Origin of the sequence: Nonomuraea sp. AD125B, assembly GCF_041402765.1 — a bacterium.
Lineage (GTDB): Bacteria > Actinomycetota > Actinomycetes > Streptosporangiales > Streptosporangiaceae > Nonomuraea > Nonomuraea bangladeshensis.
This window is the reverse complement of the sequence record NZ_JBGLOU010000009.1, coordinates 318655-343080: the sequence shown is the minus strand read 5'-3', so window position 1 is coordinate 343080 and position 24426 is coordinate 318655. Positions and strand designations below refer to the sequence as shown.

The 24426-nt window shown below is 73.4% G+C and carries 27 protein-coding genes; 12 read left to right on the top strand and 15 right to left on the bottom strand.

Features of this window, described 5'->3' with window-relative positions:
- Positions 1-18: 18 nt before the first annotated feature.
- From ACBR40_RS25280 to ACBR40_RS25230, 11 genes are all read right to left on the bottom strand, one after another.
- Positions 19-834, bottom strand: a complete 816-nt coding sequence (locus tag ACBR40_RS25280; RefSeq protein ID WP_371250336.1) for an alpha/beta fold hydrolase — start codon at positions 832-834, stop codon at positions 19-21.
- Positions 810-1196: a VOC family protein gene (locus tag ACBR40_RS25275; protein WP_091076441.1), complete on the bottom strand. Its 387-nt coding sequence runs from the start codon at positions 1194-1196 to the stop codon at positions 810-812. Before ACBR40_RS25275 ends, ACBR40_RS25280 begins: the two co-directional genes overlap by 25 nt.
- Before the next feature lie 95 nt (positions 1197-1291).
- Entirely contained in the window at positions 1292-2248 is a 957-nt protein-coding gene (locus ACBR40_RS25270) for a helix-turn-helix domain-containing protein (protein WP_344214557.1), read from the bottom strand.
- A gap of 86 nt (positions 2249-2334) precedes the next feature.
- Entirely contained in the window at positions 2335-3264 is a 930-nt protein-coding gene (gene lipA, locus ACBR40_RS25265) for a lipoyl synthase (RefSeq protein WP_371250335.1), read from the bottom strand.
- Between the two features lie 42 nt (positions 3265-3306).
- Positions 3307-4290: a hypothetical protein gene (locus ACBR40_RS25260; protein ID WP_371250334.1), complete on the bottom strand. Its 984-nt coding sequence runs from the start codon at positions 4288-4290 to the stop codon at positions 3307-3309.
- Positions 4291-4348: 58 nt separating this feature from the next.
- A complete protein-coding gene (gene lipB, locus ACBR40_RS25255; protein ID WP_344214563.1) occupies positions 4349-5041 on the bottom strand; it encodes a lipoyl(octanoyl) transferase LipB in 693 nt (230 codons plus the stop codon).
- 38 nt (positions 5042-5079) lie between these two features.
- The gene (locus ACBR40_RS25250; protein WP_344214566.1) at positions 5080-5817 is read right to left on the bottom strand and encodes a peptidase E; all 738 of its coding nucleotides are present in this window, start codon (positions 5815-5817) and stop codon (positions 5080-5082) included.
- 35 nt (positions 5818-5852) lie between these two features.
- Positions 5853-6746: a TIGR01777 family oxidoreductase gene (locus ACBR40_RS25245; RefSeq protein ID WP_371250333.1), complete on the bottom strand. Its 894-nt coding sequence runs from the start codon at positions 6744-6746 to the stop codon at positions 5853-5855.
- A 95-nt stretch (positions 6747-6841) separates the two neighbouring features.
- Positions 6842-8329 (bottom strand): 2-oxoglutarate dehydrogenase, E2 component, dihydrolipoamide succinyltransferase, encoded by a 1488-nt coding sequence (gene sucB / locus ACBR40_RS25240; protein ID WP_371250332.1) that lies wholly within the window; start codon positions 8327-8329, stop codon positions 6842-6844.
- Positions 8330-8367: 38 nt separating this feature from the next.
- Positions 8368-9732 (bottom strand): dihydrolipoyl dehydrogenase, encoded by a 1365-nt coding sequence (gene lpdA, locus ACBR40_RS25235; RefSeq protein ID WP_344214572.1) that lies wholly within the window; start codon positions 9730-9732, stop codon positions 8368-8370.
- 51 nt (positions 9733-9783) lie between these two features.
- Positions 9784-11265 carry a leucyl aminopeptidase gene (locus ACBR40_RS25230; RefSeq protein WP_371250331.1) on the bottom strand — a complete coding sequence of 494 codons (1482 nt, stop codon included), beginning with the start codon at positions 11263-11265 and terminating at the stop codon, positions 9784-9786.
- Positions 11266-11373: 108 nt separating this feature from the next.
- Here ACBR40_RS25230 and ACBR40_RS25225 point away from each other — a divergent pair, with 108 nt between their 5' ends.
- From ACBR40_RS25225 to ACBR40_RS25215, 3 genes are read left to right on the top strand one after another with little or no spacing between them, the layout of a single operon-like run.
- Positions 11374-11733 carry a GntR family transcriptional regulator gene (locus tag ACBR40_RS25225; RefSeq protein ID WP_344214576.1) on the top strand — a complete coding sequence of 120 codons (360 nt, stop codon included), beginning with the start codon at positions 11374-11376 and terminating at the stop codon, positions 11731-11733.
- Positions 11730-12713 carry a hypothetical protein gene (locus tag ACBR40_RS25220; RefSeq protein ID WP_371250330.1) on the top strand — a complete coding sequence of 328 codons (984 nt, stop codon included), beginning with the start codon at positions 11730-11732 and terminating at the stop codon, positions 12711-12713. The genes ACBR40_RS25225 and ACBR40_RS25220 overlap by 4 nt, the downstream gene beginning before the upstream one ends.
- Complete coding sequence (locus ACBR40_RS25215; protein WP_371250329.1) at positions 12710-13642, top strand: CPBP family intramembrane glutamic endopeptidase; 933 nt, start codon at positions 12710-12712, stop codon at positions 13640-13642. The genes ACBR40_RS25220 and ACBR40_RS25215 overlap by 4 nt, the downstream gene beginning before the upstream one ends.
- A gap of 80 nt (positions 13643-13722) precedes the next feature.
- Here ACBR40_RS25215 and ACBR40_RS25210 read toward each other — a convergent pair whose 3' ends face one another.
- Complete coding sequence (locus ACBR40_RS25210) at positions 13723-14703, bottom strand: adenosylcobinamide-GDP ribazoletransferase (protein ID WP_371250328.1); 981 nt, start codon at positions 14701-14703, stop codon at positions 13723-13725.
- A 33-nt stretch (positions 14704-14736) separates the two neighbouring features.
- Between ACBR40_RS25210 and ACBR40_RS25205 the strand changes: the two genes are divergently transcribed.
- Positions 14737-15537, top strand: a complete 801-nt coding sequence (locus tag ACBR40_RS25205) for an ATP-binding cassette domain-containing protein (RefSeq protein ID WP_344214582.1) — start codon at positions 14737-14739, stop codon at positions 15535-15537.
- Positions 15538-15546: 9 nt separating this feature from the next.
- On the opposite strand, the gene ACBR40_RS25200 is transcribed toward ACBR40_RS25205, so the two are convergent.
- Positions 15547-16536 carry a bifunctional adenosylcobinamide kinase/adenosylcobinamide-phosphate guanylyltransferase gene (locus ACBR40_RS25200; RefSeq protein ID WP_371250327.1) on the bottom strand — a complete coding sequence of 330 codons (990 nt, stop codon included), beginning with the start codon at positions 16534-16536 and terminating at the stop codon, positions 15547-15549.
- Between the two features lie 118 nt (positions 16537-16654).
- Here ACBR40_RS25200 and ACBR40_RS25195 point away from each other — a divergent pair, with 118 nt between their 5' ends.
- Positions 16655-16861, top strand: coding sequence for a hypothetical protein (locus ACBR40_RS25195; protein ID WP_344214586.1), 207 nt, complete (start codon positions 16655-16657; stop codon positions 16859-16861).
- Between the two features lie 77 nt (positions 16862-16938).
- On the opposite strand, the gene ACBR40_RS25190 is transcribed toward ACBR40_RS25195, so the two are convergent.
- The gene (locus tag ACBR40_RS25190; protein ID WP_371250326.1) at positions 16939-17940 is read right to left on the bottom strand and encodes an aldo/keto reductase family protein; all 1002 of its coding nucleotides are present in this window, start codon (positions 17938-17940) and stop codon (positions 16939-16941) included.
- 57 nt (positions 17941-17997) lie between these two features.
- Here ACBR40_RS25190 and ACBR40_RS25185 point away from each other — a divergent pair, with 57 nt between their 5' ends.
- Positions 17998-19017 carry an SMI1/KNR4 family protein gene (locus ACBR40_RS25185; RefSeq protein ID WP_371250325.1) on the top strand — a complete coding sequence of 340 codons (1020 nt, stop codon included), beginning with the start codon at positions 17998-18000 and terminating at the stop codon, positions 19015-19017.
- Between the two features lie 71 nt (positions 19018-19088).
- Here the strand turns inward: ACBR40_RS25185 and ACBR40_RS25180 are convergent, their stop codons facing one another.
- Positions 19089-19673, bottom strand: coding sequence for a DUF3043 domain-containing protein (locus ACBR40_RS25180; RefSeq protein WP_344215051.1), 585 nt, complete (start codon positions 19671-19673; stop codon positions 19089-19091).
- Between the two features lie 152 nt (positions 19674-19825).
- Between ACBR40_RS25180 and ACBR40_RS25175 the strand changes: the two genes are divergently transcribed.
- Genes ACBR40_RS25175 through ACBR40_RS25150 form a run of 6 tightly spaced genes read left to right on the top strand, consistent with a single transcriptional unit; the run spans position 19826 to position 24426 of the window.
- Positions 19826-20632, top strand: coding sequence for a PspA/IM30 family protein (locus tag ACBR40_RS25175; protein WP_344214592.1), 807 nt, complete (start codon positions 19826-19828; stop codon positions 20630-20632).
- Positions 20629-20907, top strand: coding sequence for a hypothetical protein (locus ACBR40_RS25170; protein ID WP_344214594.1), 279 nt, complete (start codon positions 20629-20631; stop codon positions 20905-20907). Before ACBR40_RS25175 ends, ACBR40_RS25170 begins: the two co-directional genes overlap by 4 nt.
- Before the next feature lie 5 nt (positions 20908-20912).
- Complete coding sequence (gene htpX / locus ACBR40_RS25165) at positions 20913-21812, top strand: zinc metalloprotease HtpX (protein WP_344214596.1); 900 nt, start codon at positions 20913-20915, stop codon at positions 21810-21812.
- A 5-nt stretch (positions 21813-21817) separates the two neighbouring features.
- On the top strand, positions 21818-22375 hold the full coding sequence (locus ACBR40_RS25160) for a hypothetical protein (RefSeq protein WP_364445715.1): 558 nt from the start codon (positions 21818-21820) through the stop codon (positions 22373-22375).
- A gap of 25 nt (positions 22376-22400) precedes the next feature.
- Entirely contained in the window at positions 22401-23762 is a 1362-nt protein-coding gene (locus ACBR40_RS25155; RefSeq protein ID WP_371250324.1) for an alpha/beta fold hydrolase, read from the top strand.
- A 13-nt stretch (positions 23763-23775) separates the two neighbouring features.
- Positions 23776-24426, top strand: coding sequence for an SIMPL domain-containing protein (locus ACBR40_RS25150; protein WP_371250323.1), 651 nt, complete (start codon positions 23776-23778; stop codon positions 24424-24426).

Here is a 24426-nt window from a genome sequence, read left to right as displayed (position 1 = left end):
TCGCTGTTACAAAAACGCTCATCTGCGGACGAAGAACTCCAGCAGCTCCGGCGCCAGCGCCTCCACCGTCACCGCGTGCGTCTGCTCCTCCAGCACCCGGTGCGCGGCCCCCGGCAGCGCCGCGGCCACGGCCGCGCCCGCCCGGCGCATCCAGGGCGGGCTGTCCTCTCCGTTGAGCACGAGCGCCGGCCGGTCGATCCCGGCCAGCCGCGCGGCCGGCAGCGCGTTGCCCGGCCCCATGACGGCCGCCTCGTACGCCAGCGTGTGCGCCGCGGCCTCGGCCGCCGCCCAGAACGGCTCCGCCCGCATCCCGGCCACGGCCTCGGCGGGCACCTCGGCCGCCTCCACCATGAACCGCTCCACGGCCGTGTCCCGCCGCCCGGCCGCGACCAGCGCGGCGAGCTGCTCGGCGAAGTCGTCGGGCAGCGGCGGCGCGGAGTCGTCCACGTGGTAGGGCGGCTCCCACAGCGCGAGCTCGGTCACGCCCGGCAGCCGCGTGGCCGCCTCCAGCGCGAGCGCCGCCCCCGACGACCCGCCGAACACCTTGGCGCTCCCACCGGCCACCGAGATCACCGCGGCCAGGTCCTCGACCTCCCGCTCGACCGCGTACGGGGCGGTGTCCCCGCTGCCGCCCCGTCCTCTGCGGTCGTAGCTGAACACCGTGAACCACGGCGCCAGGGCCTCGGCCAGGCCCGCCATGGTCGGGTGCGCGCGCTCCATCATGGCCCCGGCCACCAGCACCACCGCCGGGCCCGAGCCGTAGCGGTCGTAGGCGATGCGGGTGCCGTCCGCGGAGACGGCCGTGCCGCTCAGGACGCCGGCTGCACCAAGCACAGCGCCTCCCAGTGGTGGCCGTCGAGGTCGGCGAAACCGCGCTGGTAACGCACGCCGTCCTCCTGCTTGACGCCCGCCGGGGTCGCGCCCGCGGCCAGCGCCCCGTCCACCAGCGCGTCCACCTGCTCGGGGTTCTCCATGCCGAGCACGAGGATCGCCTCGGTGGCCTTGTCCGCGTCGGAGATCTCCTTGGCGACGTACGAGGAGAACACCGGCTCGGTCAGCAGCATCACCTGCGTCTCCTGGTTGATGATCACCGACGCCATGCCCTCGGCCATGCCGAAGAGGGTGAAGCCGAGACCGGTGAAGAACTCCTTCGACCGGTCCAGGTCCTTGACGGGCAGGTTCACGAAGAGCTGCATTTCCGTATCCCTATCTGCGGTGTCTGTCTGACACGTCAGATTCTGCCGGGATCATGAGCGCCGGTCTTGTCGTCGCGTGCCCGTCCGGTTGACGTTCAGCGCACTTCCGAGGCGCGGCGGTACTCCGCGGGAGACATCCCGTACGCGCGCCGGAACAGCCGGCTGAAGTGCGCCGCGTCCGGCAGCCCGTAGCGGGCGGCGATCGCGCTCACCGGCTCCGTGCCGCCCCTGGTCAGCTCCGCGCGGCAGCGCTCCAGCCGCCGCTGCCTGATCCAGGCGGCGACCGTCGTCTGCTCCGGCTCGAACAGCCGGTGCAGGTAGCGGAGCGAGATGTGGCAGGCGGCGGCGATCGTGGCCGGGTCGAGCTCGGCGTCGCCGAGGTGCTCCTCGATGAAGGCGTGCACGCGCAGCAGGAGCGTACGCTGCCGGGAGTCCTCGGGCAGGGCGCGGGTCAGCTCCAGCCGCTCGGCGACCGCGGCGCCGACCAAATCCATCACCACGGCCGACAGCCGCGCGGCGCTGGCCGGCGTGTAGGTGGCGTGGTCGGCGGCCACCCGCCGCAGCAGCGGCACGGCCAGCGCGCCCGCGCCCGACTCCGTGCCGATCGGGGCCGCGGCCAGCTTGGCGACGGCGTCCACCGGCAGGGCGAGCAGGTCGCGCGGGAGACTGAACACCGCGAGGCGCACCGCGCTGTCGTAGGCCAGCTCGTAGGGCCTGGTGAAGTCGTAGATGGCGAACTCGCCGCGGCTGAGCTGGGTGGCCCGGTCGGCCTGCGCCAGCCGCGGGCTGCCGGACAGCGCCAGCACCACCCGGTAGATCTCCGGGTTGCCCTGGCCGATCTGGCCCGCCGTGCGGTGCACGCTGTGCGGCGTAGAGGTGCGCACCATGCCCACCCCCACCGGGCCGAGCCGGCCGACCTCGATCTCGCCCCGCAGCGGGGCGTCGGGATCGATGCGCAGGTCGAGCGGGCCGAGCGTGTCGCACACGACGCTCCGCCACACCTCGTGGCGGCGCGCGGCCGGTAACTCGCTGGTGCGGACCAGCACCCCCATGATTGATCACCCCGTCGTCGGTGGTGCCGTCATGGTAAACGAGGAAGGGCCCGGAGCCGCGCTCCGAGCCCTCGCCCCCTGCCGTCTCAGGCGCTCTGGCGTGCCGCGATGGCCTGCTGGTAGAGCCTGCCCGCCCGGTAGGACGAGCGGACCAGCGGCCCGGACAGCACCCCGGCGAAACCGATCGCCTCGGCCTCGGCCTGCAGCTCGACGAACTCCTCCGGCTTGACCCAGCGCTCCACCGGGTGGTGACGCGGCGTCGGACGGAGGTATTGAGTGATCGTCAGCAGGTCGGTGCCGGCCGCGTGCAGGTCGCGCATGGCCTCGACGACCTCCTCGCGGGTCTCGCCCATGCCCAGGATGAGGTTGGACTTGGTGACCAGGCCGGCCTCGCGGGCCATCGTGATCACCTTGAGCGAACGCTCGTAGCGGAAGGCGGGACGGATGCGCTTGAAGATGCGCGGCACCGTCTCGACGTTGTGCGCGAACACCTCGGGCTTGCTGGAGAAGACCTCCTCCAGCTGGCCGCGGTCACCGTTGAAGTCGGGGACCAGCAGCTCGACGCCGCAGCCGGGCAGCAGCGCGTGGATCTGGCGGGCGGTCTCGGCGTAGAGCCAGGCGCCGCCGTCGGGCAGGTCGTCGCGGGCGACGCCGGTCACGGTCGCGTACTTCAGGCCCATCTGCTGGACGGAGTCGGCGACCCTGCGCGGCTCGTCGCGGTCGTACTCCTTCGGCTTGCCCGTGTCGATCTGGCAGAAGTCGCACCGGCGCGTGCACTGGTCGCCGCCGATGAGGAACGTCGCCTCGCGGTCTTCCCAGCACTCGTAGATATTGGGACAGCCCGCCTCTTCACAGACCGTGTGCAGGCCCTCGCGGCGCACGAGCGATTTCAGCTCGGTGTATTCGGGGCCCGTCTTCAGCTTGGTCTTGATCCACGGGGGCTTGCGCTCGATAGGGGTCTCGGCGTTGCGCACCTCCAGGCGGAGGAGCTTTCGGCCTTCAGGAGCAACGGTCACGTCCCCAGCTTACGTCCGCGTCCCGACTCGCCCGGCCGTGGGTCAGGAGATGAGGCCGAAGCCGCGGATCGCCCGCGCGTAATGGGCGCGCAGCTCCTCGTCGACCCGGCCGGAGGCGGCGCCGTCGAGCAGCTCGCCGTCCGGCGCGGAGGTGAGCACGCCGTCCTCGGTGAGCAGGAAGCGGGCCAGCGCGCCCTCCCTGATCGCGGCCACGCTCTCGCCGCGCAGCGCCGCCGCCTGGATCGGCGCCAGGTAGCCGTGGCCGGCGGCCAGCTCCTCCAGCTCGGCCAGCTCCTCCGGCGAGGCCGCGCGCAGGGCCAGCTCCCGCTGCCGCCGCCGGGCCGCCGCCTCGCTCGCGGGGGCCAGCCGGGCCAGCGCGTACCTGGCGAGCAGCACCGGGCCGCCGAGCACCCGGCCGACCAGGCGGCCGAAGAAGCCCGCCACCTCGTACGCGGTGCCGGGCTGGTCGGCGATCCCCAGCGACGAGGCGGTGATCTTCGTCTGGGCCTCCTCCCGCACCCGCAGCGGCGCGGCCTCCATCAGCGCGTCACGCCAGGCGTCCAGCGTCTCCATCGCCCCGCCGACCACCAGCTCCTCGCGGGTCGGCACGCGCGCGTACGCGAGCGCCAGCAGCGTCACCCGCTGCCGGGCGGGCAGCGCCAGCCACAGCGGCAGGCCCACCACCAGCACCGGGCGGCGGAGCGGGCCCGCGCGGCCGTACCAGGTGTCGGTCGCGAGGTCGCGCACCGCCACCGCGCGCGGCCGGGGCACCCGGATCCGGTCGGCGACCCGGTCGGCCAGCGCGTACAGCTCGGGCGCCGCCGCGCGCTCCAGCACCTCGGCGTCGTCCGCCATGCCCCGCAGGCGGGGCCGCAGCACCCAGGCGACGGCCAGGCTCAGCCCGCCGAGCAGCCAGGCGAGCGGCGAGGTGACGTGCGCGGCGATCGCCCACCCGCCGAGCGCGGCGAAGCCCAGCGTCATCAGGTGGACCAGCAGCGCGAGGACCAGAGCGATGAGGCGCTTCACATGGGTGATGGTAAATCTGGAAAAGTCATCGTTCGGCAGGTCATCGGCTGCGATTCGGTCACCGTCGGAGCAGGTCCTCCTCGTGCAGCTCGAAGCCCTCCCTGCCGAGCGCCTCGGCCAGCCGCTTCTCCGCGATCGGCATGACCTCCTCGGCCACGATGCGGCGGCCGGTCTCGGCCGACAGCGAGGAGACGCCCACGTCGGGCAGCCCGCACGGCGCGATGCGGTTGAACCAGCGGGGGTCGTTGGCGCAGTTGAGCGCGAAGCCGTGCATGCTGACGCCGCGGGAGACCCGGATGCCGACCGCGCCGAGCTGCCGGTCGGGCAGCCCGAGCGCCGCATCGCCGATCGCCCACACCCCGGCCCGCCCGCTCACCCGGCGCGCCGAGACGCCGAAGTCGGCGCACACCTGGATCATCGTCTCCTCCAAGCGGCACACGTAGGCCACGACGTCGGTGACGGCGACGATCGGATAGGCCACGAGCTGCCCGGGACCGTGCCAGGTGAGCCGGCCGCCCCGGTCGACGTCGACGACCGGGGTGCCGTCGGAGGGACGCTCGGCGGGCGCGGTGCGCTTGCCCGCCGTGTAGACGGGCGCGTGCTCCAGGAACAGGACGGTGTCGGGCAGCTCGCCCGCCACCCGTTTGCCGTGCGCCCAGCGCTGGAGCGACCAGGCCTGCTCGTAGGGGACGTCGACGCCGAGTCGGACGATGGCCAGTGCGTGGGGATCGTCCCCGGGGATGGGGCGCATGAGCCTATTGTGCCGTTCCCTCACCCTTGAAGGGTAATTCAGGGGGTCAGCATGCGCGGTTCGATCCGCAACTCCTTGACCCCGCCGGCCCCGTCGTGCTCCAGCTTGTAGGCGTAGCCGCCGGGCGCCACGCTCACCGCCTGGATGAACTCGGTGCCCACGTAGTGCAGGGCGACGCCCTCGTCGGCGGCGTAGCCGCCGGGCAGCTCGCCGCTCGCCACCGACTGCTGCAGCAGCGGGCGGCGCTGCGGGTCGGAGTCGTAGTGGACGCCGCAGGAGTAGGGGAGCAGGCCCAGGCCGTCGGCCCACACGCGCAGCTCGGGGCCGAAGGAGTCGGTGTTGCCGCCCACGTGCCAGCACAGCGCGCCCGCGCTCTGCCCCGACAGCACCACCCCGGCCCGCCACGCCTCGGTCAGCGCCTCGTCCAGGCCGTGCAGCCGCCACAGCGCCATCAGGTTGGCCACACTGCCGCCGCTCACATAGATCATGTCCTGTTCCAGCAACCAGGCTCTGGGATCGGGCACGTTGGGCATCGGGAACACCGTCAGATGGCTCACCTCGACGTCCCACCCGGCGAACGCGCCGTACATCTTCAAGATCCAGTCGGCGTCGTCGCCCACGGCGGTCGCCAGCAGGCCCAGCTTGGGTCGGTCCTGGCCGGTCAGGTCCAGCCCGTAGCGCAGCAGCCCGCTCGGCTCCACGAAGGAGTAGCGCGGGCTCGGGCGGAACGAGCCGCCCCCGATCGCGAGGATGTGCGACTGGCCTGACCGTGTCATCTGGGACTCCCCACCTGCAGAGAAACGAACGGCCACTAGAGTACGGCGCTCAGCGCCGCGTCGAGTCGGGTATGGGCGAAGCGGTAGCCGCTGCCCGTGAGCCTGCCGGGCATGATCCGGTGGCTCGGCAGCAGCCCCGCGCGGGCGAACTCGCCGAGGCCGAGCGAGAGCGCGAACGCCGGCACCGGGATCGGCATGGCGCTCCTGCCGACCGCCTTCGCCAGCGTGCGGGTGAACTCGGTGTTGGTGACGGGGGAGGGCGAGGTGAGGTTGACCGGACCGCGCACCTCCCGCTCCCGGATCAGGTGCAGCACCGCCCCCACCCAGTCGGCCACGGTGATCCACGACCAGTATTGCCTGCCGGTGCCCAGCGGCGCCCCGAGGCCCATCCTGAACAGCGGCAGGACACGGCCGAGCGCCCCGCCCCGCCTGCTCAGCACGAGCCCGCTGCGCAGCAGCACGGTGCGGACGCCGGCCTCCTCGGCCCGCACCGCCTCGCCCTCCCAGCGCTCGCACAGGTCGGCCAGGAAGCCGGTGCCCTTGCCCTGGCTCTCGTCGATCTCCCGGTCGCCGGTGTCGCCGTAGAAGTCGACCCCGGAGGCCGACAGCAGCACCTCGGGCGGGCTGGACAGCTCGCGCAGCGCGCCGACCAGCGTGCGGGTGCCCTCGACCCGGCTGGTGACCAGCTCGCGTTTGTACGCCTCGCTCCAGCGACGGTCACCGATGGGCGCGCCCGCGAGGTGCACCGCCGCCTCGGCGCCCTCCAGCGCCGTCAGGTCGGAGAGCCGCTCGCCCGGCCGCCAGGACACCTCTCCCGGGCCGCGGGCCGGCCTGCGCACCAGGCGCACGACCTCACGCCCCTCGGCGCGCAGCGCCTCGGTCAGCGCCGTCCCCAGCAGCCCCGACGCCCCCGTCACGATGATCGCCATGACTTCACACTACGCCCGCCCGTGCCGCTTCCCGCGGCTGGGACACGAACGGCCGGGCGCCCCCGAGGGGAACGCCCGGCCGTCCGGGTGGGGCCTTACGCGAGGCCGAGCTGCGCCTCGAAGCGGCCTTCCTCCAGACGACGCTTGATCGTCGTGAGGAAGCGGGCGGCGTCGGCGCCGTCGACCAGGCGGTGGTCGTAGGTCAGCGCGAGGTAGACCATCGAGCGCACCGCGATGACCTCGCCCTGCGGCGTGTCGAGCACGACGGGACGCTTGACGACCGCGCCCGTGCCGAGCATGCCGACCTGCGGCTGGTTGAGGATCGGGGTGTCGAACAGCGCGCCGCGGCTGCCGGTGTTGGTCAGCGTGAACGTGCCGCCGGTGAGCTCGTCGGGCGTCACCTGGTTGTTGCGGGTGCGCTCGGCGACATCGGTGATCTTCCGGGCCAGACCGGCCAGGTTGAGGTCGCCGGCGTTCTTGACGACCGCGGCGAGCAGGCCGCGCTCGGTGTCGACCGCCATGCCGAGGTTCTCGACGTCGAAGTAGGTGACCTCGTTGGTCTCGTTGTTGATCGTGGCGTTGAGCTTGGGGTGCTGCTTGAGCGCCTCGACCGTCGCCATCGCGAAGAACGGGGTGAAGGTCAGCTTCACGCCCTCGCGGCGGAAGAAGTCGTCCTTCGCCCGCGCCCGCAGCTGCGCGATCTTGGTGACGTCGACCTCGACGACCGAGGTGAGCTGCGCGGCGGTCTGCAGCGACTCGACCATGCGCTTGGCGATGGTCTGACGCAGCCGCGACATCTTCTCGGTGCGTCCGCGCAGCGTGGTGTCGACCTCGACCGCCTCGGGAGCCGCGGCGGCCGGGGCCTGCGCGGCCGGAGCCTGGGCGGCCGGAGCGGCCTGGGCGGCGGCGGGAGCCGGGGCGGCCGGGGCCGCCGCCTTCTCGCGCTGCGCCTTGGCGGCCTCCAGCACGTCCTGCTTGCGGATCCGGCCGCCCACGCCGGTGCCGCTGATCGCCTCGAGGTCGACGCCGTGCTCGTTGGCGAGCTTGCGCACCAGCGGCGTGACGTAGGGGCTCTCGCCGGACGACGGGATCGGCGTGGGCTCGGCGGCCTGCTGCGCCGGAGCCTGGGCCTGCGGCGCGGGCTGCTGCGCCGGAGCCTGAGCCGGGGCCTGGGCCTGCGGGGCCGGCTGGGGGGCCGGGGCGGGCGGCGGCGTCGGCTGCGCGGGCGCCGGCTGCGGGATGGAGGAGGCCTGCGGAGCCGGGGCGGGCTCGGGCTCCGGCTCCGGCTCGGGCTGGGCCTGCGGCGCCGGGGCCTCGGCGGCCGGGGCGGCCGCGCCCTCCTGGGCGTTCTCGTCGATGACGGCCAGCTCCGCGCCGACCTCGACCGTCTCGTCCTCGGCAACGACGATCTTCGTGAGGACACCCGCGGACGGCGACGGGATCTCGGTGTCGACCTTGTCGGTGGACACTTCGAGGAGCGGCTCGTCGGCCTCGACGCGCTCGCCCTCCTTCTTCAGCCAACGGGTTACGGTGCCCTCGGTCACGCTCTCGCCGAGCTGGGGCATCTGTACGGAGACCGGCATCGTTATTCTTCTCTCGCGTTCTGATCTCGAGGGCTGGACTAGTTGTGTACGTGCAACGGCTTGCCGGCCAGGGCCAGCATGGCCTCACCCATCGCCTCGGACTGGGTCGGGTGTGCGTGGATGAGCTGGGCGACCTCTGAGGGCAGCGCCTCCCAGTTGTAGATCAGCTGGCCCTCCGTGACGAGCTCGCCGATGCGCCGGCCCACCATGTGGACACCGACGACCGGGCCGTCCTTCTGGGCGATGACCTTCACCGCGCCGGAGGTGCCGAGGATCTGGCTCTTGGGGTTGCCCGCGAGGTCGTAGACCTGCTCGACGATCTCGATGCCGCGCTCGGCCGCCTGGGCGGAGGTGATGCCGACCGAGGCCACCTCGGGGTCGGAGTAGGTGATGCGCGGCACGCCGTCGTAGTTGATGGGCGGCGGGTTGAGGCCCGCGATGTGCTCGGCCACCATGATCCCCTCGGCGAAGCCGGCGTGGGCGAGCTGCGGCGTCGGGATCAGGTCGCCGATGGCGTAGACGCCGGGGACCGAGGTGCGGCAGTGCTCGTCGACCACGACCGCGCCGCGCTCGACGGTGACGCCCTGCTCCTCGAAGCCCATCCCGGCCGAGACCGGGCCGCGCCCGACGGCGACGAGCAGCAGCTCGGCGTCGAGCGTCTTGCCGTTGGCCAGGGTGACCACCACGCCCGTCTCGGTGGTCTTGACGCCGTCGAAGAAGACGCCCAGTTCGTACTTGATGCCGCGGCGGCGGAAGGCCCGCTCCAGCAGCTTGGAGCTCGACTCCTCCTCCAGGGGCAGCAGGTGCGGCAGCGCCTCGACGATCGTCACCTCGGCGCCAAAGGACCGGTAGACGCTGGCCAGCTCGACGCCGATCACGCCGCCGCCGAGCACGATCACCGAGCTCGGCACGCGGTCCATGCGCAGCGTGTGCTCGCTGGTGATGACGCGCTCGCCGTCGATCTCCAGACCGGGCAGCGAGCGCGGGGCCGAGCCGGTGGCGAGGACGAGGTTGCGGCCCTCGTAGACCTCCTCGCCCACCTGGACCCGGTCGGGGCCGACCAGCCGGCCCTCGCCCTCGACGACCGTCACGCCCGCGCCCTTGAGCAGGCCCTGCACGCCCTTCCAGGCCCGCGTGACGATCTTGTCCTTGAAGGCGTGCACGCCCTGGACGTCGATGCCCTCGAAGCGGGCCTTGACGCCGTAGGAGGCGCTCTCGCGGGTCTCGTCGGCGACCTCGGCCGAGTGCAGCAGCGCCTTGGTGGGGATGCACCCCCGGTGGAGGCAGGTGCCGCCGATCTTGTCCTTCTCGATCAGGACGACCGACTTGCCCAGCTCGGCGGCCCTCAGCGCGCAGGCGTAACCGCCGCTGCCGCCACCTAGGACGACGATGTCGTAGGCCACAGGAAGGCTCCTTGGTCGGGGTGTTCGTGATGGCTCATCTTTTCATCTGTTTCAGATGCTCGCGTGCCGCTCGGCGAGTCCGATCAGGGTGCGGGTGATCGCGCCGGTGCCGCCCTTGGGGACGTATCCGTACGGCTCGCCCTTGTTGAACGCGGGTCCTGCCATGTCGATGTGGGCCCAGCGGACGCCGTCCGGCACGAACTCCTTGAGGAAGATGCCGGCGGTCAGCATGCCGCCGAAGCGCTCGGGGTGGAGGTTGGCGATGTCGGCGATCGGGGAGTCGAGGCCTTTGCGCAGCTCCTCGGGCAGCGGCATGCCCCAGGCGTTCTCGCCGGCGGCGCCGGCGGCCTCGACGACCAGCTCCCTGATGGCGTCGTCGTTGGCCATGACGCCGGCCGTGCGCCAGCCGAGCGCGACGATCTGCGCGCCGGTGAGGGTGGCGACGTCCACGATGAGGTCGGGGTTGTCCTCGGCGGCGCGGGCGATGCCGTCCATCAGCACCAGGCGGCCCTCGGCGTCGGTGTCGAGCACCTCGACGGTCTTGCCGCTGTAGCTGTGGAGGACGTCGGAGGGGCGCTGCGCGGTGCCGCTCGGCAGGTTCTCGGCCAGGCAGAGGTAGCCGACGGCGTTGACCGGCAGGCCGAGGCGGGCGATGCCGACCAGCGCGCCGAACACCGCGCCCGCGCCGCCCATGTCGGACTTCATCCAGTCCATGGCCGCGGACGGCTTGAGCGACAGGCCGCCCGAGTCGAAGGTGATGCCCTTGCCGACGTACGCGAGGGTCTTGGTGGCCTCGGGGTGGGTGTAGGACAGGCGGACCAGCCGCGGCGGGTTGACCGAGCCCTGGCCGACGCCGATGAGGCCGCCGTAGCCGCCGTCGCGCAGCTGCTTGTCGTCGAGCACCTCGACGCTCAGCCCCGCCTCGCCGCCCACCTGCTCGGCGATCTCGGCGAACTTGGCCGGCCACAGGTCGGAGGGCGGCGTGTTGACCAGGTCGCGGACGAGCGTGACGGACGCGGCCAGCACCTGCGCGCGCCCAGTGGCGGACTCGGCGGCGGACTCGGGCTGGTCGGAGAGCACGGTCAGCTCCGCCACCGGCTCCTTCTGGTCGCCGGTGGTGCGGTAGCGGCCGAAGGAGTAGGCGCCGAGCAGGCCGCCGAGGGTGACGGCCTCGACCTCCTCGGGCGTGCCCGCGGGCAGCGCGAGCGCGGCGCGGGCGGTGCCGGCCAGTGAGCGTACGGCGGCGCCCGCGGCCCTGCGCAGGGCCTCGGCGTCGTAGGAGTCGCCGAGGCCGACCGCGACCAGCAGCGGGGCGGTGACGGCGCCGAAGGTGGGCAGCTTGGCCAGCTCACCGCTCTTGCCGGAGAAGGCGACCGCGCCGAGCGAGGCGGCCAGCTTGCCGCCGAAGGCCGCGTCGAGGGATTCGGCGCCCGCGGCGGGGGCCGGTCCGTCCTGGCCCGCCGTGAAGCCGACGATCAACGCGTCGGTTTCGAAAGAGACGGGATCTGCTGAGTTCAGCCGCACAGTGGTCACGTAAACCGATGCTATCCACGTCTTCTGGCTACTCACAAACAGGGGTTCATCCTACAAATCAGTGGCGGTCGCCGATCTCTGCGACATGGTGCTAGGCTCATTAGCATCATGCTGCTGACGCTCGACCTCAATGACGCCCGGCCCCTGCACGAGCAGGTCGCCGGCGCCATCCGCCGCGCCATCGGGGACGGCTCCTACGTCCCCGGTGACCGGCTGCCGCCCGCCAGGGACCTCGCCCAGGCGCTCGGCATCAACCCCAACACCGTGCTGCGCGCGCTGCGCGACCTGCGCGACGAGGGCCTGCTGGAGTTCCGGCGCGGCCGGGGCGTCAGCGTCGCGGGACCGGCCAGCGAGCAGGTCGCGGGCCGCGCCCTGCTCGTCCAGCGCGCCAGAGAGCTGCTGGAGGAGGCCCGGAGATACGGCTACGGCCGTGACGACCTCATCACGATCCTGGAGGAGCTCCCATGAACCCCCGAGTGACGGCGCGAGCGACGGCGACGGCCTGGGGCCTGCTCGTGACCGCCGCGCAAATAGGGCTGCCCCTCGCGCTGCGTGACCGGCTGCCCGACCCCATGGCCTCGCACTGGGGCGCCGGCGACCGGCCCGACGGCTCGCAGTCCTTCACCGCGTACGTGCTCACGGTGACCCTGCTCTGGGTGGTGCCCTGGATCGTGGCGCTGGTCACGGCGTTCGGAGGGCGGACGCTGGCCCGCCGGCAGGGCCGCATGGGCTGGTGGGGCGCGCTGTTCGGGCTGAGCGTGCTCGCCCTCGGCGTCAACCTCTCCGGCGTCCTCGCCAACCTCGACATCACCGACTGGACGCAGGCCGAGCTGGGGGTCGTGCACCCGCTGCTGGTCGTCGCCGCCGCGCTCGCCGCCGCGGCGCTCGCGGGCTACCTGGGCAGGGGAGGGCCGGACGAGTCCCCGGACGAGCGCCGGGAGCCGCCGAGCCTGCGCCTGCGGCCGGGCCAGCGGGCCGTCTGGGTCGGTCACGTGTTCAACCCCTGGCTGGCCCTGATCACCGTGGCCGACGCCGCCGTGCTCCTCGTGCTCGGCGCCCTCCAGCTGCTCGGCGTGGTCGACGGGAGCCTGATGGGGTCGGTCCTGCCCGGCCTGCTCATCGTCCTGGTGATCGGGCTGCTGACCACGCAGGCGTCGGTCCGGGTCAGCGGCGGCCAGGTCGTCATCGGCATCGGGCTGCTGCGGGTGCCGGCCCGCCGCATCCCGCTGTCGAAGATCGCCTCGGCCTGGTCGGAGGAGCGCCACCCCAGCCAGGTCGGCGGATGGGGGTTCCGCGGCCTGCCCGGCGGGGCCACCATCATGCTGCGCGGCGGCGAGTGCCTGGTCATCGGCTACCGGTCCGGCGGACAGCTGGCCGTCAGCGTCGACGACGCCGCGCGCGGCGCCTCCCTCATCAACGCCCTCATCGCGGAGCGGGTCGAATCATGAAAAAGCCTCTCATCGTCTTCCTCGTCCTCGCCTTCGGGCTCGCCTGGGCGACGGCGCTGCCCGTCTGGCTCGGCGGCGGGCTCGGCTCGCCGCTGACCACCGTGGCGGCCACGCTGATGATGTTCACGCCCACCGTGGGCGTGCTCGGGGCGTGGGCGCTCACGCGCGCGCCGTTCCGGCAGTGGGCCAGGGAGACCGGGCTCACGCTCGGCGAGCGCAAGGGCCGCACCGGCCGGTACGTCCTCGGCGCCTGGATCGGGGTGCCCGTGCTGATCTTCGTGGCGCTGGGGCTCAGCGTCGCGGTCGGGCTCATGGCCCTGGACCTGGACGAGCTGGGCCTGCTGCGCGAGGTGTACGAGTCGCGCGGCGTGCCCGTCCCCGGCGACCTCGGGCAGATGTTCGCGCTGCAGTTCGTGTTCGGCGTGGTCGCCGGCCCCCTGCTGAACGCCATCCCCGCGCTCGGCGAGGAGTGGGGCTGGCGCGGCTGGCTGCTGCCCCGGCTCGTCGCCGCGAACGGCGTCCTGCCCGGGCTGCTGCTGTCGGGCGTGATCTGGGGGCTCTGGCACGCGCCGCTCACCCTGCTCGGCTACAACTACCCGCGGCTCGGGTCGTGGGCGGCGCTGTTCTTCGTCGGGTTCTGCGTGCTGGCCGGGGTGCTGTTCGGCTGGCTGCGGCTGCGCACCGGGAGCGTGTGGCCCGCCGTGGTGGCCCACGGCTCGCTGAACGCCGTCGCCGCCAACGCCCTCCTGCTCGGCGACCCCGCCTCGCCGCCGAACGAGGTGCTGGCCGGGATCACCGGGCTCGTGGGGTGGGCGCTGCTCGCGGTGGTCGGCGCGGTGCTGCTCCGGTTCGCCCCGCCCCGCCGGTCCGTCCCGCCCGCGCCGCCCGCGCCTCAGGAGCCCGCGCCCACGGCCGAGCCCGCCGTCTGAGCCCGCCGTCTCAGCCCGCTCGTCTCAGCCCGCTCGTCTCTGGGTCCGCCGTCTGAGTCCGGCCGTCTCAGCTCGTCGTCTCAGCCCATGACGGCGTACGCCACCAGCGTCGCCGCCGCAGCGGTCTCCACCAGCGCGCCCAGGACGTCGCCGGTGATCCCGCCGAGGCGGCGGCGGGCCCGCCGGAGCAGCGCCAGGGCGGCCAGCAGGCCGGCGAGCAGGGCGATCGGCAGGGCGAGGAGCGCCGGCAGGCCCAGGCCGTATCCCACGACCTCGTCGGCGGTGATGATCCCGTTGGACGACATCGCCCTGTCGGACAGCAGCCTTTCGAGAACGCTCCCGGGCTCCTTGAAGCTCTCCGCGTAATCGCCGAGCCCCTTGTAGGACAGCCCGGGCTCGGGGGCCCGCTCGTCCGCGCCGGTCAGCCACTCGGCGACGGCCGACGCCCACGTACGGGGCGCGCCGCCCCAGGCCCCGGCGTCGATGCTCAGCCCGAGGCCCGCGAAGGCGAGCAGTGCGGCCAGGGTGACGAGCCAGGGGGCGGCCGGGCGTACCGATCCGGCGACCGCCGCCCCCAGCCCCTCGGGCCGGGCGGCGGGCACCCTCGGCCGGCAGGCCCAGGTCAGCGCCAGCCGCCCCGCCACGCAGGCGGTCACCAGCGCCGCGTACCCCGCGCCCGTGCCCGCCAGCGCCGCCACCTCCGCGAGCAGCACGAGCAGCAACGTCATCACACCGAATGGCCCGATGTCCGACTGTTTCATGATGCCGAGCGCCTGATCGGCGGGCTTGCCGCTGCCTAGGCCGTCGGCCAGGTCGGCCAGCCCGTCCAGGTGCAGGCCACGGGTCAGCAGCGCGAGCAGGCCGACCGCCAGGGCCGCGCCGAGCAGCGGGTGAACGGGCAGGAGCAGCGGCAGCCCGGCGACCGCGCCGAGCGCCAGCCCGATGACCGGCGCCAGCGTCATCGCCTGCCCCGCGACCTGGCGGTCCACCCGTTCGACACGGACGGGGAAGACACTGAGCGTGCCGACCGCGAACCGCAGTCCGTCCGTGAGGTGCCGCATGGCGGACGATCCTAGGGCCACTAGGGTGGCGGGATGCACGTGGTTGAACTCGAAGACGTAGCGGTCCGGGTCACCGGCAAGACGCTGCTGGACGGCGTGGACTGGCAGGTGGACTACGGCGACCACTGGGTGATCCTCGGCCCCAACGGCGCGGGCAAGACGACGCTGCTCTCGCTGGCCGCCGCCGTACGCCACCCCAGCGCGGGCACGGTCAAGGTGCTCGGCCACCGGCTCGGCCGGGTCGACCTGCGCGAGCTGCGCCGCCACCTCGGCCTGGTCGCGGCCAGCCAGCGGCTCGTCGACGAGGGGCTGATGGAGGAGGAGGGGGCGACCGCCCTCACCGTGGTGCTCACCGGCCACACGGGGACGAGTGCCCCCTTGTGGGACAAGTACGGCGACTCCGAGCGTGACCGGGCCCACCGGCTGCTCGCCGACCTGGGCTGCAAGGACCTCGCCGACCGGCCGTTCCGGGTGTGCTCCCAGGGGGAGCGGGCGCGGATCCGGGTGGCCAGGGCGCTCATGGCCGATCCGGCGGTGCTGCTGCTCGACGAGCCGTTCGCGGGGCTCGACCTGCCGGCCCGCGAGGACCTCATCACCGCCGTCGAGGACCTCGCCGCCACCCGGCCCGTCCTCACCACCATCACCGTCACCCACCACCTGGAGGAGGTGCCGGCGACGACCACGCACGCCATGCTCATGCGCGACGCCAGGGTGCTGGCCGCCGGGCCGGTGTCCGGCGTGCTCACGCCGGGCAACCTCTCCGAGTGCTTCGGCCGGCCCCTGCACGTGGACCGGCTCGACGGCCGCTGGTACGCCCGCGCCCTCCGCCCCTGACGGGCCCTCTCACAGCTCCATGACGCGGCCGGCGACGACGAGGGCGACGTACTCCGACTCGGCGGCGAGCCGTTCGTTCAGCCGCCCGAGCGCGTCACGGAAGGCGCGCCCGCTGGCCGTGGCCGGCACCACGCCCATCCCCACCTCGTCCGACACGGCCACCACCGGCTGCGGCGCCTGCCGCCAGGCGGCCACCAGCTCGTCGCACCGCCGCAGGACCGGTGCCCGGTCGCCCTCCCACGCCCCGTGCTCGTCGAACACCGCCACCAGCCACGTGCCGAGACCGTCGACGAGCAGCGGCGTGGTGGCCCCTGAGAGGGCCGCGACCAGGTCGGTGGTCTCGATCGTGTCCCAGTGCGCGGGCCGGCGCTCCCGATGGGCCCGTACGCGGGCCGCCCACTCGCCGTCCCCCGCGCCGCCTGGGCCGGTGGCGACGTAGGTCACGTACGGCTCGGCCGCCAGCCGCAGCTCGGCCTCGGCCGACTTGCCCGAACGCGACCCGCCCAGCAGCAACGCCCGCCGCCCCGCGTGGCGGCCGGCTCCCGTCGCGGGCGTCCGCAGCACGGTCCCGTCCGGCACGGACAGGGCGCCCCACAGGCGCAGCCGCCTGTCCAGCTCCGCCTCCGAGCGGACCCGGTGGTCGAGCCCGACGGCCGCCGCCGCGACCCCCGGATGCGTACGCCGCAGCCGCCCGAGGCGCTCCGGCCGGTCGAGCAGGTCGATGAGGACCAGGTCGAGCCGGTCGGGCAGGTCCGCGGGCGGCTCCCGCCCCGGAGGCACGCACAGCAGCGTCCCGCCGTCCGGGCCGGTCAGCCCGAGCCCGCCGCCCCAGGCGCGGTAGCCAGGCGGCACGTCGGCGAAGGGGAAGGGGACACGCCCGTCCACCAGCACCTCGAACGGACGGCGACGACCGGCGGGCAACCCCTCGGGGGAGAGGCAGGAGACGCAGCGGCAGCCAGGCTCGGGCCGGCCCGCCGTGCCGGAGAGAAGCACTTCCACCGCGCCGAGCGTACAGAGAGCCCGCACGGCGCCGCCCGCTGCGGGCGGTCGTTCACGGGTAGGGTTCGATTGCCGTCGGAAGGCGCGCCGGCGAACCCGCGGAGAAGGAGCGTGTGGCATGACATGGCGGTGGCGTTACGAGAACGCGAGTGGTGCTGAGGTGACGGACCGCCCTTTGCCGCGAGAGGTCTTCCCCAGCCAGGCGGACGCGGAGTCCTGGCTCGGCGAGAACTGGCGTGACCTGCTCGAATCGGGCGTCGAACAGGTGGCCCTGCTCGAGGAGGACCGCGTCGAGTACGCGGGGTTGTCGTTGCGTCAGGAGTGACGTTCCGGACTGAAGAAAACCCCTTGGGCCAGGTCGCGGCCCAAGGGGTTCTTGCTGCGTCTAGCGTCTGACGGGGGTCACGCCCGGGGACGGGGGCTCGTGGTCTTGGCGGGGTCGCGTTCGACGATCGGGCCGAGCGCGTCGTCGATGCGCCGCAGCACGTCCTGGTCCAGCTTGACGCCCGCCGCCTTGACGTTGTCGCGCACCTGCTCGGGACGGCTCGCGCCGACGATCGCGCTGGAGACGTTGGGGTTCTGCAGCACCCAGGCGATCGCCAGCTGCGCCATGCTGAGACCGAGGTCGGCGGCGATCGGCTTGAGCTCCTGCACCCGGGTCAGCACGTCGTCGTTCATGAACCGGGCGATCATCGCGCTGCCGCCCGCGGCGTCGGTGGCCCTGGAGCCCTCCGGCGGCTGCTGGCCGGGCAGGTACTTCCCGGTCAGCACGCCCTGCGCGATCGGCGACCAGACGATCTGGCCCACGCCCTCCTTCTCGCTCAGCGGCACGATCTCGCTCTCGATGACCCGCCAGAGCATCGAGTACTGCGGCTGGTTGGAGACGATGCGGTCGAAGCCCATCTCGTCGGCGATCTTCAGCGCCTGGGCGATCTGGTCGGCGGTCCACTCGCTGACGCCGACGTAGAGCACCTTGCCCTGGCGGACGAGGTCGTCGAACGTCTTGAGCGTCTCCTCGAGCGGCGTCTCGTGGTCGAAGCGGTGCGCCTGGTAGAGGTCGACGTAGTCCGTCTGGAGACGGCGCAGGGAGGCGTTGATGGACTCGGTGATGTGCTTGCGGGACAGGCCGCGGTCGTTCTGGCCGGGGCCGGTCGGCCAGTAGACCTTGGTGAAGATCTCCAGCGACTCCCTGCGCACGCCCTTCAACGCCCGCCCGAGCACTTCCTCCGCCTTGGTGCCGGCGTAGACGTCCGCGGTGTCGAACGTGGTGATGCCCTCGTTGAGAGCCGCCTGCACGCACTGCTTGGCGGCGTCCTCCTCGACCTGGGAGCCGTGCGTGAGCCAGTTGCCGTAGCTGATCTCGCTGACCTTGAGACCGCTGCGACCGAGGTGTCGGAATTCCATAGGTCCGACCTTAATCCCGGCACATGGGGTGATCGGTTTCGGGATAGGGTGCGCGACGTGCTGAAGCTCGTACGGCTGGCGCTGACGGCGGCCGTCCTGACCGCGATCGCGATCCGGCTGCGCCGCCGGGCCCGCCTGCCCGAGCGGCGTACGGAGCCTTCGCGTACGCCCCTGGGCGGGTCCGTGAGCAGCGCGCGGATGGGATGGGTCTGGGCGGGGATCGCGGCGCTCGTGGCGCTGGTCCTGACCCTCGCCCTGATCCCCCGGGAGACCCTGGGCGTCGCCTCGGCCTCGCCGGCCCCTCTGGCGGGCGCGACCGCCGCGCGGGGGACGCCCGGCGTCGCCGTGCCCACGGAGCCCTCTGGACCGCTCCGTCCCGCCACGACCCCGCAGGCGACGGGCCCCGTGGCGACGCCTCCCGCGGTCACGCCGGTGCCGCAGGAGGGCGGGAGCGCCTGCGCGCCCGTCTCCCGTCCGGTGGCGGTGCGGCCGATCGACCCCGCCGTGCGGCGGGCCGTGAACCGGCAGTGGCGGCGCGTCGAGCGCTGGCTCAGGGCGAACGCCCCCCGGACCTACCGCACGCTGGCCGGCCCCGGCCGGGCCCGTACGATCGCCGTCGCCGAGGCCCAGATGGGCGTGGACTTCCCCGACGACCTGCGCGCCTCCCTGCTGCGCCACAACGGGTCGCGGGGCAGGTGGGCGTTCGGGCTCGGATTCTGGGCGGACGGGTCCGCCAACCTCGGCATCCGGCAGATCAGGGACTCGTGGCGGCTCCTGTGCGGCCGGTCCTCGGCGGGCGGCTGGGAGGGCACGTGGATCCCGTTCCTCGCCACGACCGGCTCCGTCACGACCGGCCCCGCCGCGTCCGCGCCGTCGTACGCCGTCGCCGACGCCACGGGCGGCGGGCTGCTCTGGGAGGGCGCGGACGGCGGCATGGCCCCGCGCATGCCGTCCTACTACGCGCTGGTGCGAGCCGTCGCCGACGCCCTGGAACAGGGCACGCCGCTGGACGGCCGGCGGCCGGTCGTGGTCCGCGGCGTCCTGCGCTGGCAGGCGGAGAACCCGCCGCGCGATTGAGCCTCGTCGAGGGCCGCGCCCCCCACGAGGAGCCCCTTGGCTCCTCGTGCGCGGTCCCCGACAGGGGATCCCTAGCGCTTCGGGGGGACCGGCTTGCCTCCGGGCGCCACCGTGGGCGGCGGGAAGCGCAGCTTGCGGATCTGCAGCGCCCGCATGGCCGCGTAGAAGCCCACGCCCTTGACGCTCTCGTCCGGCAGCTTGCTCGCCACCTCCCGCTTCACCTTCCATGCGACGTAGACGCCGGTGACCACCACGCCGATCATCATGATCGGCCAACCGACGGCGATCACGATGTTGAGCACCGCCGCGCGGATCTCGATGGGCCACGGCACCCAGGTGGCCAGCAGGATCAGTAGCGAGAACGGCAGGAAATACTGGCTCGGCAGCCGCCGCGAGTCGACCCAGTCACGGGCGAACTTGCGCGCCGGGCCCTTGTCCCTGGCCGGGAGATAGCGCTCGTCACCAGCGAGCATGCCCTTGCGGGCGCGCTCGCGCTCGGCGGCCTGCTTGGCCCGCATCTGCCGGTAGGCCTCTTTGCGATCCTTCGGCGCGTGCACGGGCTGGCGCCGGCGGCTCTCCTGATCGCGGCGCTTGGGTGTGGGACGACCTTTACCCTGGGGCTTAGGATCGTCAACGGGGACGGGGGTGTCGTCCACTGAGGTCTGGGAACGGCGTCGCAACACGACGTCAACCCTACCTGGACTGCAACTTAGTGACGCCCCCGTGCGTTATGCGTAGGGTAATCCCAAGGCGGCTGCGCTGCATTGGGTGAACACCAGCACGACCTAGAAGGGGACGGCCGACGCGCATGAGCGTGATGAAGAGACTTTCGATGATCTTCAAGTCCAAGGCCAACAAGGCCTTGGACAAGATGGAGGATCCGCGCGAGACCCTTGACTACTCCTACCAGCGGCAACTGGAGCTGCTGCAGAAGGTGCGCAGGGGTGTGGCCGACGTGGCCACGTCGCGTAAGCGGGTGGAGCTGCAGCTCAACGGTCTTGAGCAGTCCGCCAGGAAGCTTGAGGAGCAGGGGCGCAAGGCGCTGTCGGTCGGGCGCGAGGACCTCGCGCGCGAGGCGCTGCAGCGGCGTTCCGGCATCCAGAGCCAGATGGCCGACCTCAAGGTCCAGCACGACAACCTGCAGGCCGAGGAGGAGAAGCTGACCACGGCTTCCCAGCGGCTGCAGGCCAAGGTGGACGCCTTCCGCACGAAGAAGGAGACCATCAAGGCCACCTACACCGCCGCCGAGGCGCAGACGCGCATCAACGAGGCGTTCTCCGGCATCTCCGAGGAGATGGGCGACGTCGGCCTGGCGATCCAGCGCGCCGAGGACAAGACGGCGCAGATGCAGGCCCGCGCGGGCGCGATCGACGAGCTGCTGGCCAGCGGCGCGCTCGACGACGTCACCGGCAGCCGCGGCGACGACATCCAGGCCGAGCTCGACCGCATGGGCGGCGGCATGGACGTCGAGCTGGAGCTGGCCAGGATGAAGGCCGAGCTCGGCCAGGGCCCGGCCCCGCAGTCCGCGATCGAGCAGGGCCAGCCGCAGCAGCAGGCCCAGCCGCACCAGCAGGGCCAGACCCAGCACCTGCGTCAGCCCGGGGAGAACGCATGATCGTCAGAATCATGGGCGAGGGTCAGACCGAGATCTCGCCCGACGACATCGCCGTGCTCAACGAGCTCGACAGCGAGCTCGAAGCCGCCATCGAGACCGGCGACGAGAAGGCGTTCCGCGTCAAGCTGCACGCGCTGCTCGACAAGGTGCGCGCTGTGGGCAAGTCCCTGCCGGACGACAGCCTTGAGCCGTCAGAGCTGATCCTTCCCCCCGCGGACGCTTCGATCGAAGAGGTCCGGGAGATGCTGGGCGACCAGGGCCTCATTCCGGGCTGAGCACCGTGCGCACGCGTTTCGCGCCCGACAGCGGCCTCACCCGCCGGATGGTCGTGACGATGTTCCTGCTCGGGTTGCTCTACGTGGTGTTCGTCGGCGTCCTGATCGCCCTCGGCGTCCGGGCGCTGACCGTGCTGGTGGTGGCCGGCCTCCTGCTGCTGGCGCAGTACTTCCTGTCCGACCGCATCGCCCTGTTCGCGATGCACGGGCGGGAGGTCTCGCCGGAGGAGGCCCCCGAACTGCACGGCATGATCGACCGGCTGTGCGCGCTGGCCGACATGCCCAAGCCGCGGGTGGCGATCGCGGATTCCGATGTCCCCAACGCCTTCGCCACCGGCCGCAACCAGAAGAACGCGGTCGTCTGCGTGACGACCGGCATCCTGCGGCGCCTGGAGCCGCGGGAGCTCGAAGGGGTGCTCGCGCACGAGTTGTCGCACGTCGCGCACCGCGACGTGGCGGTGATGACGATCGCGTCGTTCCTCGGCCTGGTGGCCGGCCTCATGACCCGCTTCGCGCTCTACAGCGGGCTCGGCGGCCGGCGCAACAACGGTCAGGGCGGCGTCCCGGTCGGCGCGATCATCCTGCTCGTCTCGGTCCTCGTGTACGCCGTCAGCTTCCTGCTCACCCGCGCCCTGTCGCGCTACCGTGAGCTGGCCGCCGACCGCGCGGGCGCGCTGCTCACGCAGCGCCCGTCCGAGCTGGCCAGCGCGCTGACGAAGATCAGTGGCGAGATGGCCAGGATCCCGACCCGCGACCTGCGCGAGGCGTCGGCGTTCAACGCCTTCTACTTCGCCCCGGCGCTGTCCGGGGGTCAGTCGATCGCGGCCCTGTTCTCCACCCACCCATCGCTGGAGCGCCGGCTGCAGCAGCTCGCCGGCATCTCCGCGCAGCTCGGAAGGGGTTGAGCCACATGGGCTGGCTCGATGCGCTGCTCGGCCGGTCGAAGCCGGCCAAGCCCGACCTCGACGCGCTGTTCGCGCTGCCGTCGGCGGCCGTGACGCTCCAGGCCGCGACGGGCCTCGCGCCCACCGGCCTCGGCTCGGTGGCCTTCCGCGCGGCCGAGGGCGGCGCCTTCGCCACGCTCGAACGTGACGTCAAGGCGCTGCTCGGCGACCGCGTGGTGCAGAGCGACGACGGTTACGGCTACACGTGGCTGCTGGTCAGCCGGCCGCCGGAGGCGGTCGCCGACCTGGTCACCGAGTTGCACGCGGTCAACTCCTCGCTGGAGGGCGCCGGGTTCGGCGCGTCGCTGCTGTGCTCGCTGGTGTCCTTCGCCGATCCCGAGGGGCGCCGGGTCGCCGTGGTCTACCTCTACAAGCGCGGAACGTTCTACCCGTTCGCGCCGCTGCCCGGTCAGAAGCGCGACAACGCGCTCGAACTCCAGGTCAGAGGGGTGCTGGACGGCGAGCTGCCGCTTGAGTCCGATCTCGGCAGATGGTTCCCGGTATGGGGTGCTCCAGGGGTGTAATGACCCATAGTGGTCTAATCGTCACGTGGAGCGACGATTGTACGTGCTCGCGGCCACGGCGTTCATCGTGGCGGCCGTGCTGGGCAGCGCCTGGATCACCGGCCAGTTCACGACGCCGGCGGTGGACCGTGCCAACGGCTACGTCAGCGAGCTCGCCGCCCGTGACCAGCCGTGGACGCGCCTGTTCCGGGTGAGCGACGCGCTCGCGGGGCTGTCCTGCCTGCTCGGCGTGGCGCTGGCGCCGCGCGTGGAGGGGGAGGGGCCGGGGTGGGCGGCGCTGGCCGCGTACGGGCTGCTCCTGGCGGTGGGGGCGGCGCTGCCGCTGGACTGCGCGGTGCTCAGCGATCCCGGCTGCGGCGAGACCTGGCCGCCGCCGAGCCGGCTCGCGCACCTGGCGGCCGGCGCGCTGTGCACGGCCTCGGCGCTGTCCGCCATGGCGTTGCTCGCGGCGCGGTGGCGGGCCCGTACGGCCTGGGTGATGACCGCACTGGCGGTCGCCGCCACGGCGCTGATCGGGGTCGCGCTGGCCGCGGGGCGCGGCGCGGGCCTCGCCGACCGCGCCCTGCTCACGCTCGTCGCCGTCTGGCTCGTGTACGTGGCGCTGCGCCTGCTCGTCGCCGAGTGGCCGGTCACCGCGCACGGCCCCCCGCACGTGGTCGAGGAGGGCGACGGCCCCGCCGTGCTCGTCACCGGAGGCCAGGCCGGCGCCTGGTTCCACTGGGACGCGGTGGCGCGCGGGCTGTCCGGCGCCCGCCGGGTCATCCGCTTCGACCGGCCGGGGCTCGGGCTGAGCCCGCGCTCACCGGCCCCGCCCAGCCTCTACGCCGAGGCCGCCCGCCTGGCCGCGCTCGCCCCAGCGCACCCCGAACGGGTCACCGTCGTCGCCCAGGGGGTGGCGTGCTGGCACGCGGAGGCGTTCGCACGGCTGCATCCGCTCTGCGTGGCGGCGCTCGTGCTGGTCGAGCCGGCCTGCCCGGACCGGCGGCAGCCGCCCGCGGCCGCGCACGCGCTCGGCCGGTGCCTGCCCGCGCTCGGCGGCACGTGGGGCGCGGCGGCGCTGGCCCGCCTGACCGGCCCGGCCGCGCACCGGCGGCTGACCGGGATGCCGGACCCGCACGACGTCTACCGCATGGGCAAGGTGCCGGTCGCGGTGGCGGGGGAGTGGCTGGCCCGCCGCGGCATGGCCGCCGACCTGCGCCGCCTGCGCGCGGACAAGCCGCTGCCCGAGGTGCCGGTGACCGTGCTCGTCGCGGGCCGCGACGACGGCTGCGCCCGGCGGCTGGCCGCCGAGCTGGGCGGCCGGCTGGTCCGCGCGCCGCACGCCCGCCGCCGCCTCCAGCTCCGTGACCCCCGGATGATCGTGGACGCGGTCCTGGCCACGGAGTGAGGGGCGCGCGACAATGGCGGCGGGCACCGAGCCGGAGTCCTGGGAGGACGCCATCGTGGACATCACCGTCGTCGGGGAGGGCGCGGTCCTGGCCGCGCCGGACGTCCTGCGCCTGTACGCGGGCGTGGAGGCCCGCAGGCAGTCGGCCGCGGAGGCGTTCACCGCGGCCCGCGCCGCCGCCGCCCGCCTGGCCGGGGCGCTGCGCGAGGAGGGCGTCGCGGACGAGGACGTACGCACCGTCGAGCTGTCGCTCGGCCCCGAGTACGAGTCCTACCCCAAGGTGTCGGCCTACCGCGCGGCGCAGGGCGTCGAGGTCGTGGTGCGCGACCTGGCGCGGGCCGGCCGGGTGATCGACACGGTCGCCGGGGTGGGCGAGGAGGCCCGGCTGAACGGAATGGCGTTCGAGGTGTCCGACCCGGCCGCCGCCCTCGCCGAGGCGAGGACGCGGGCCTTCCGCGACGCCGCCGCCAAGGCCGCCAGGTACGCCGAGCTGGCCGGCCGCCCCCTCGGCCGGGTGGTGTCGGTCGCCGAGGACGTCAGGGGCGGCGGCCCGCAGCCGCTGACGTTCGCGGCCGCGGGCGTCGCCGAGGACCGGTCCTCGCTCGCCCCCGGCCGCCAGAGCCTCGCGGTGACGGTCAGGGTCGGCTACGAGTTCGCCCGGTGA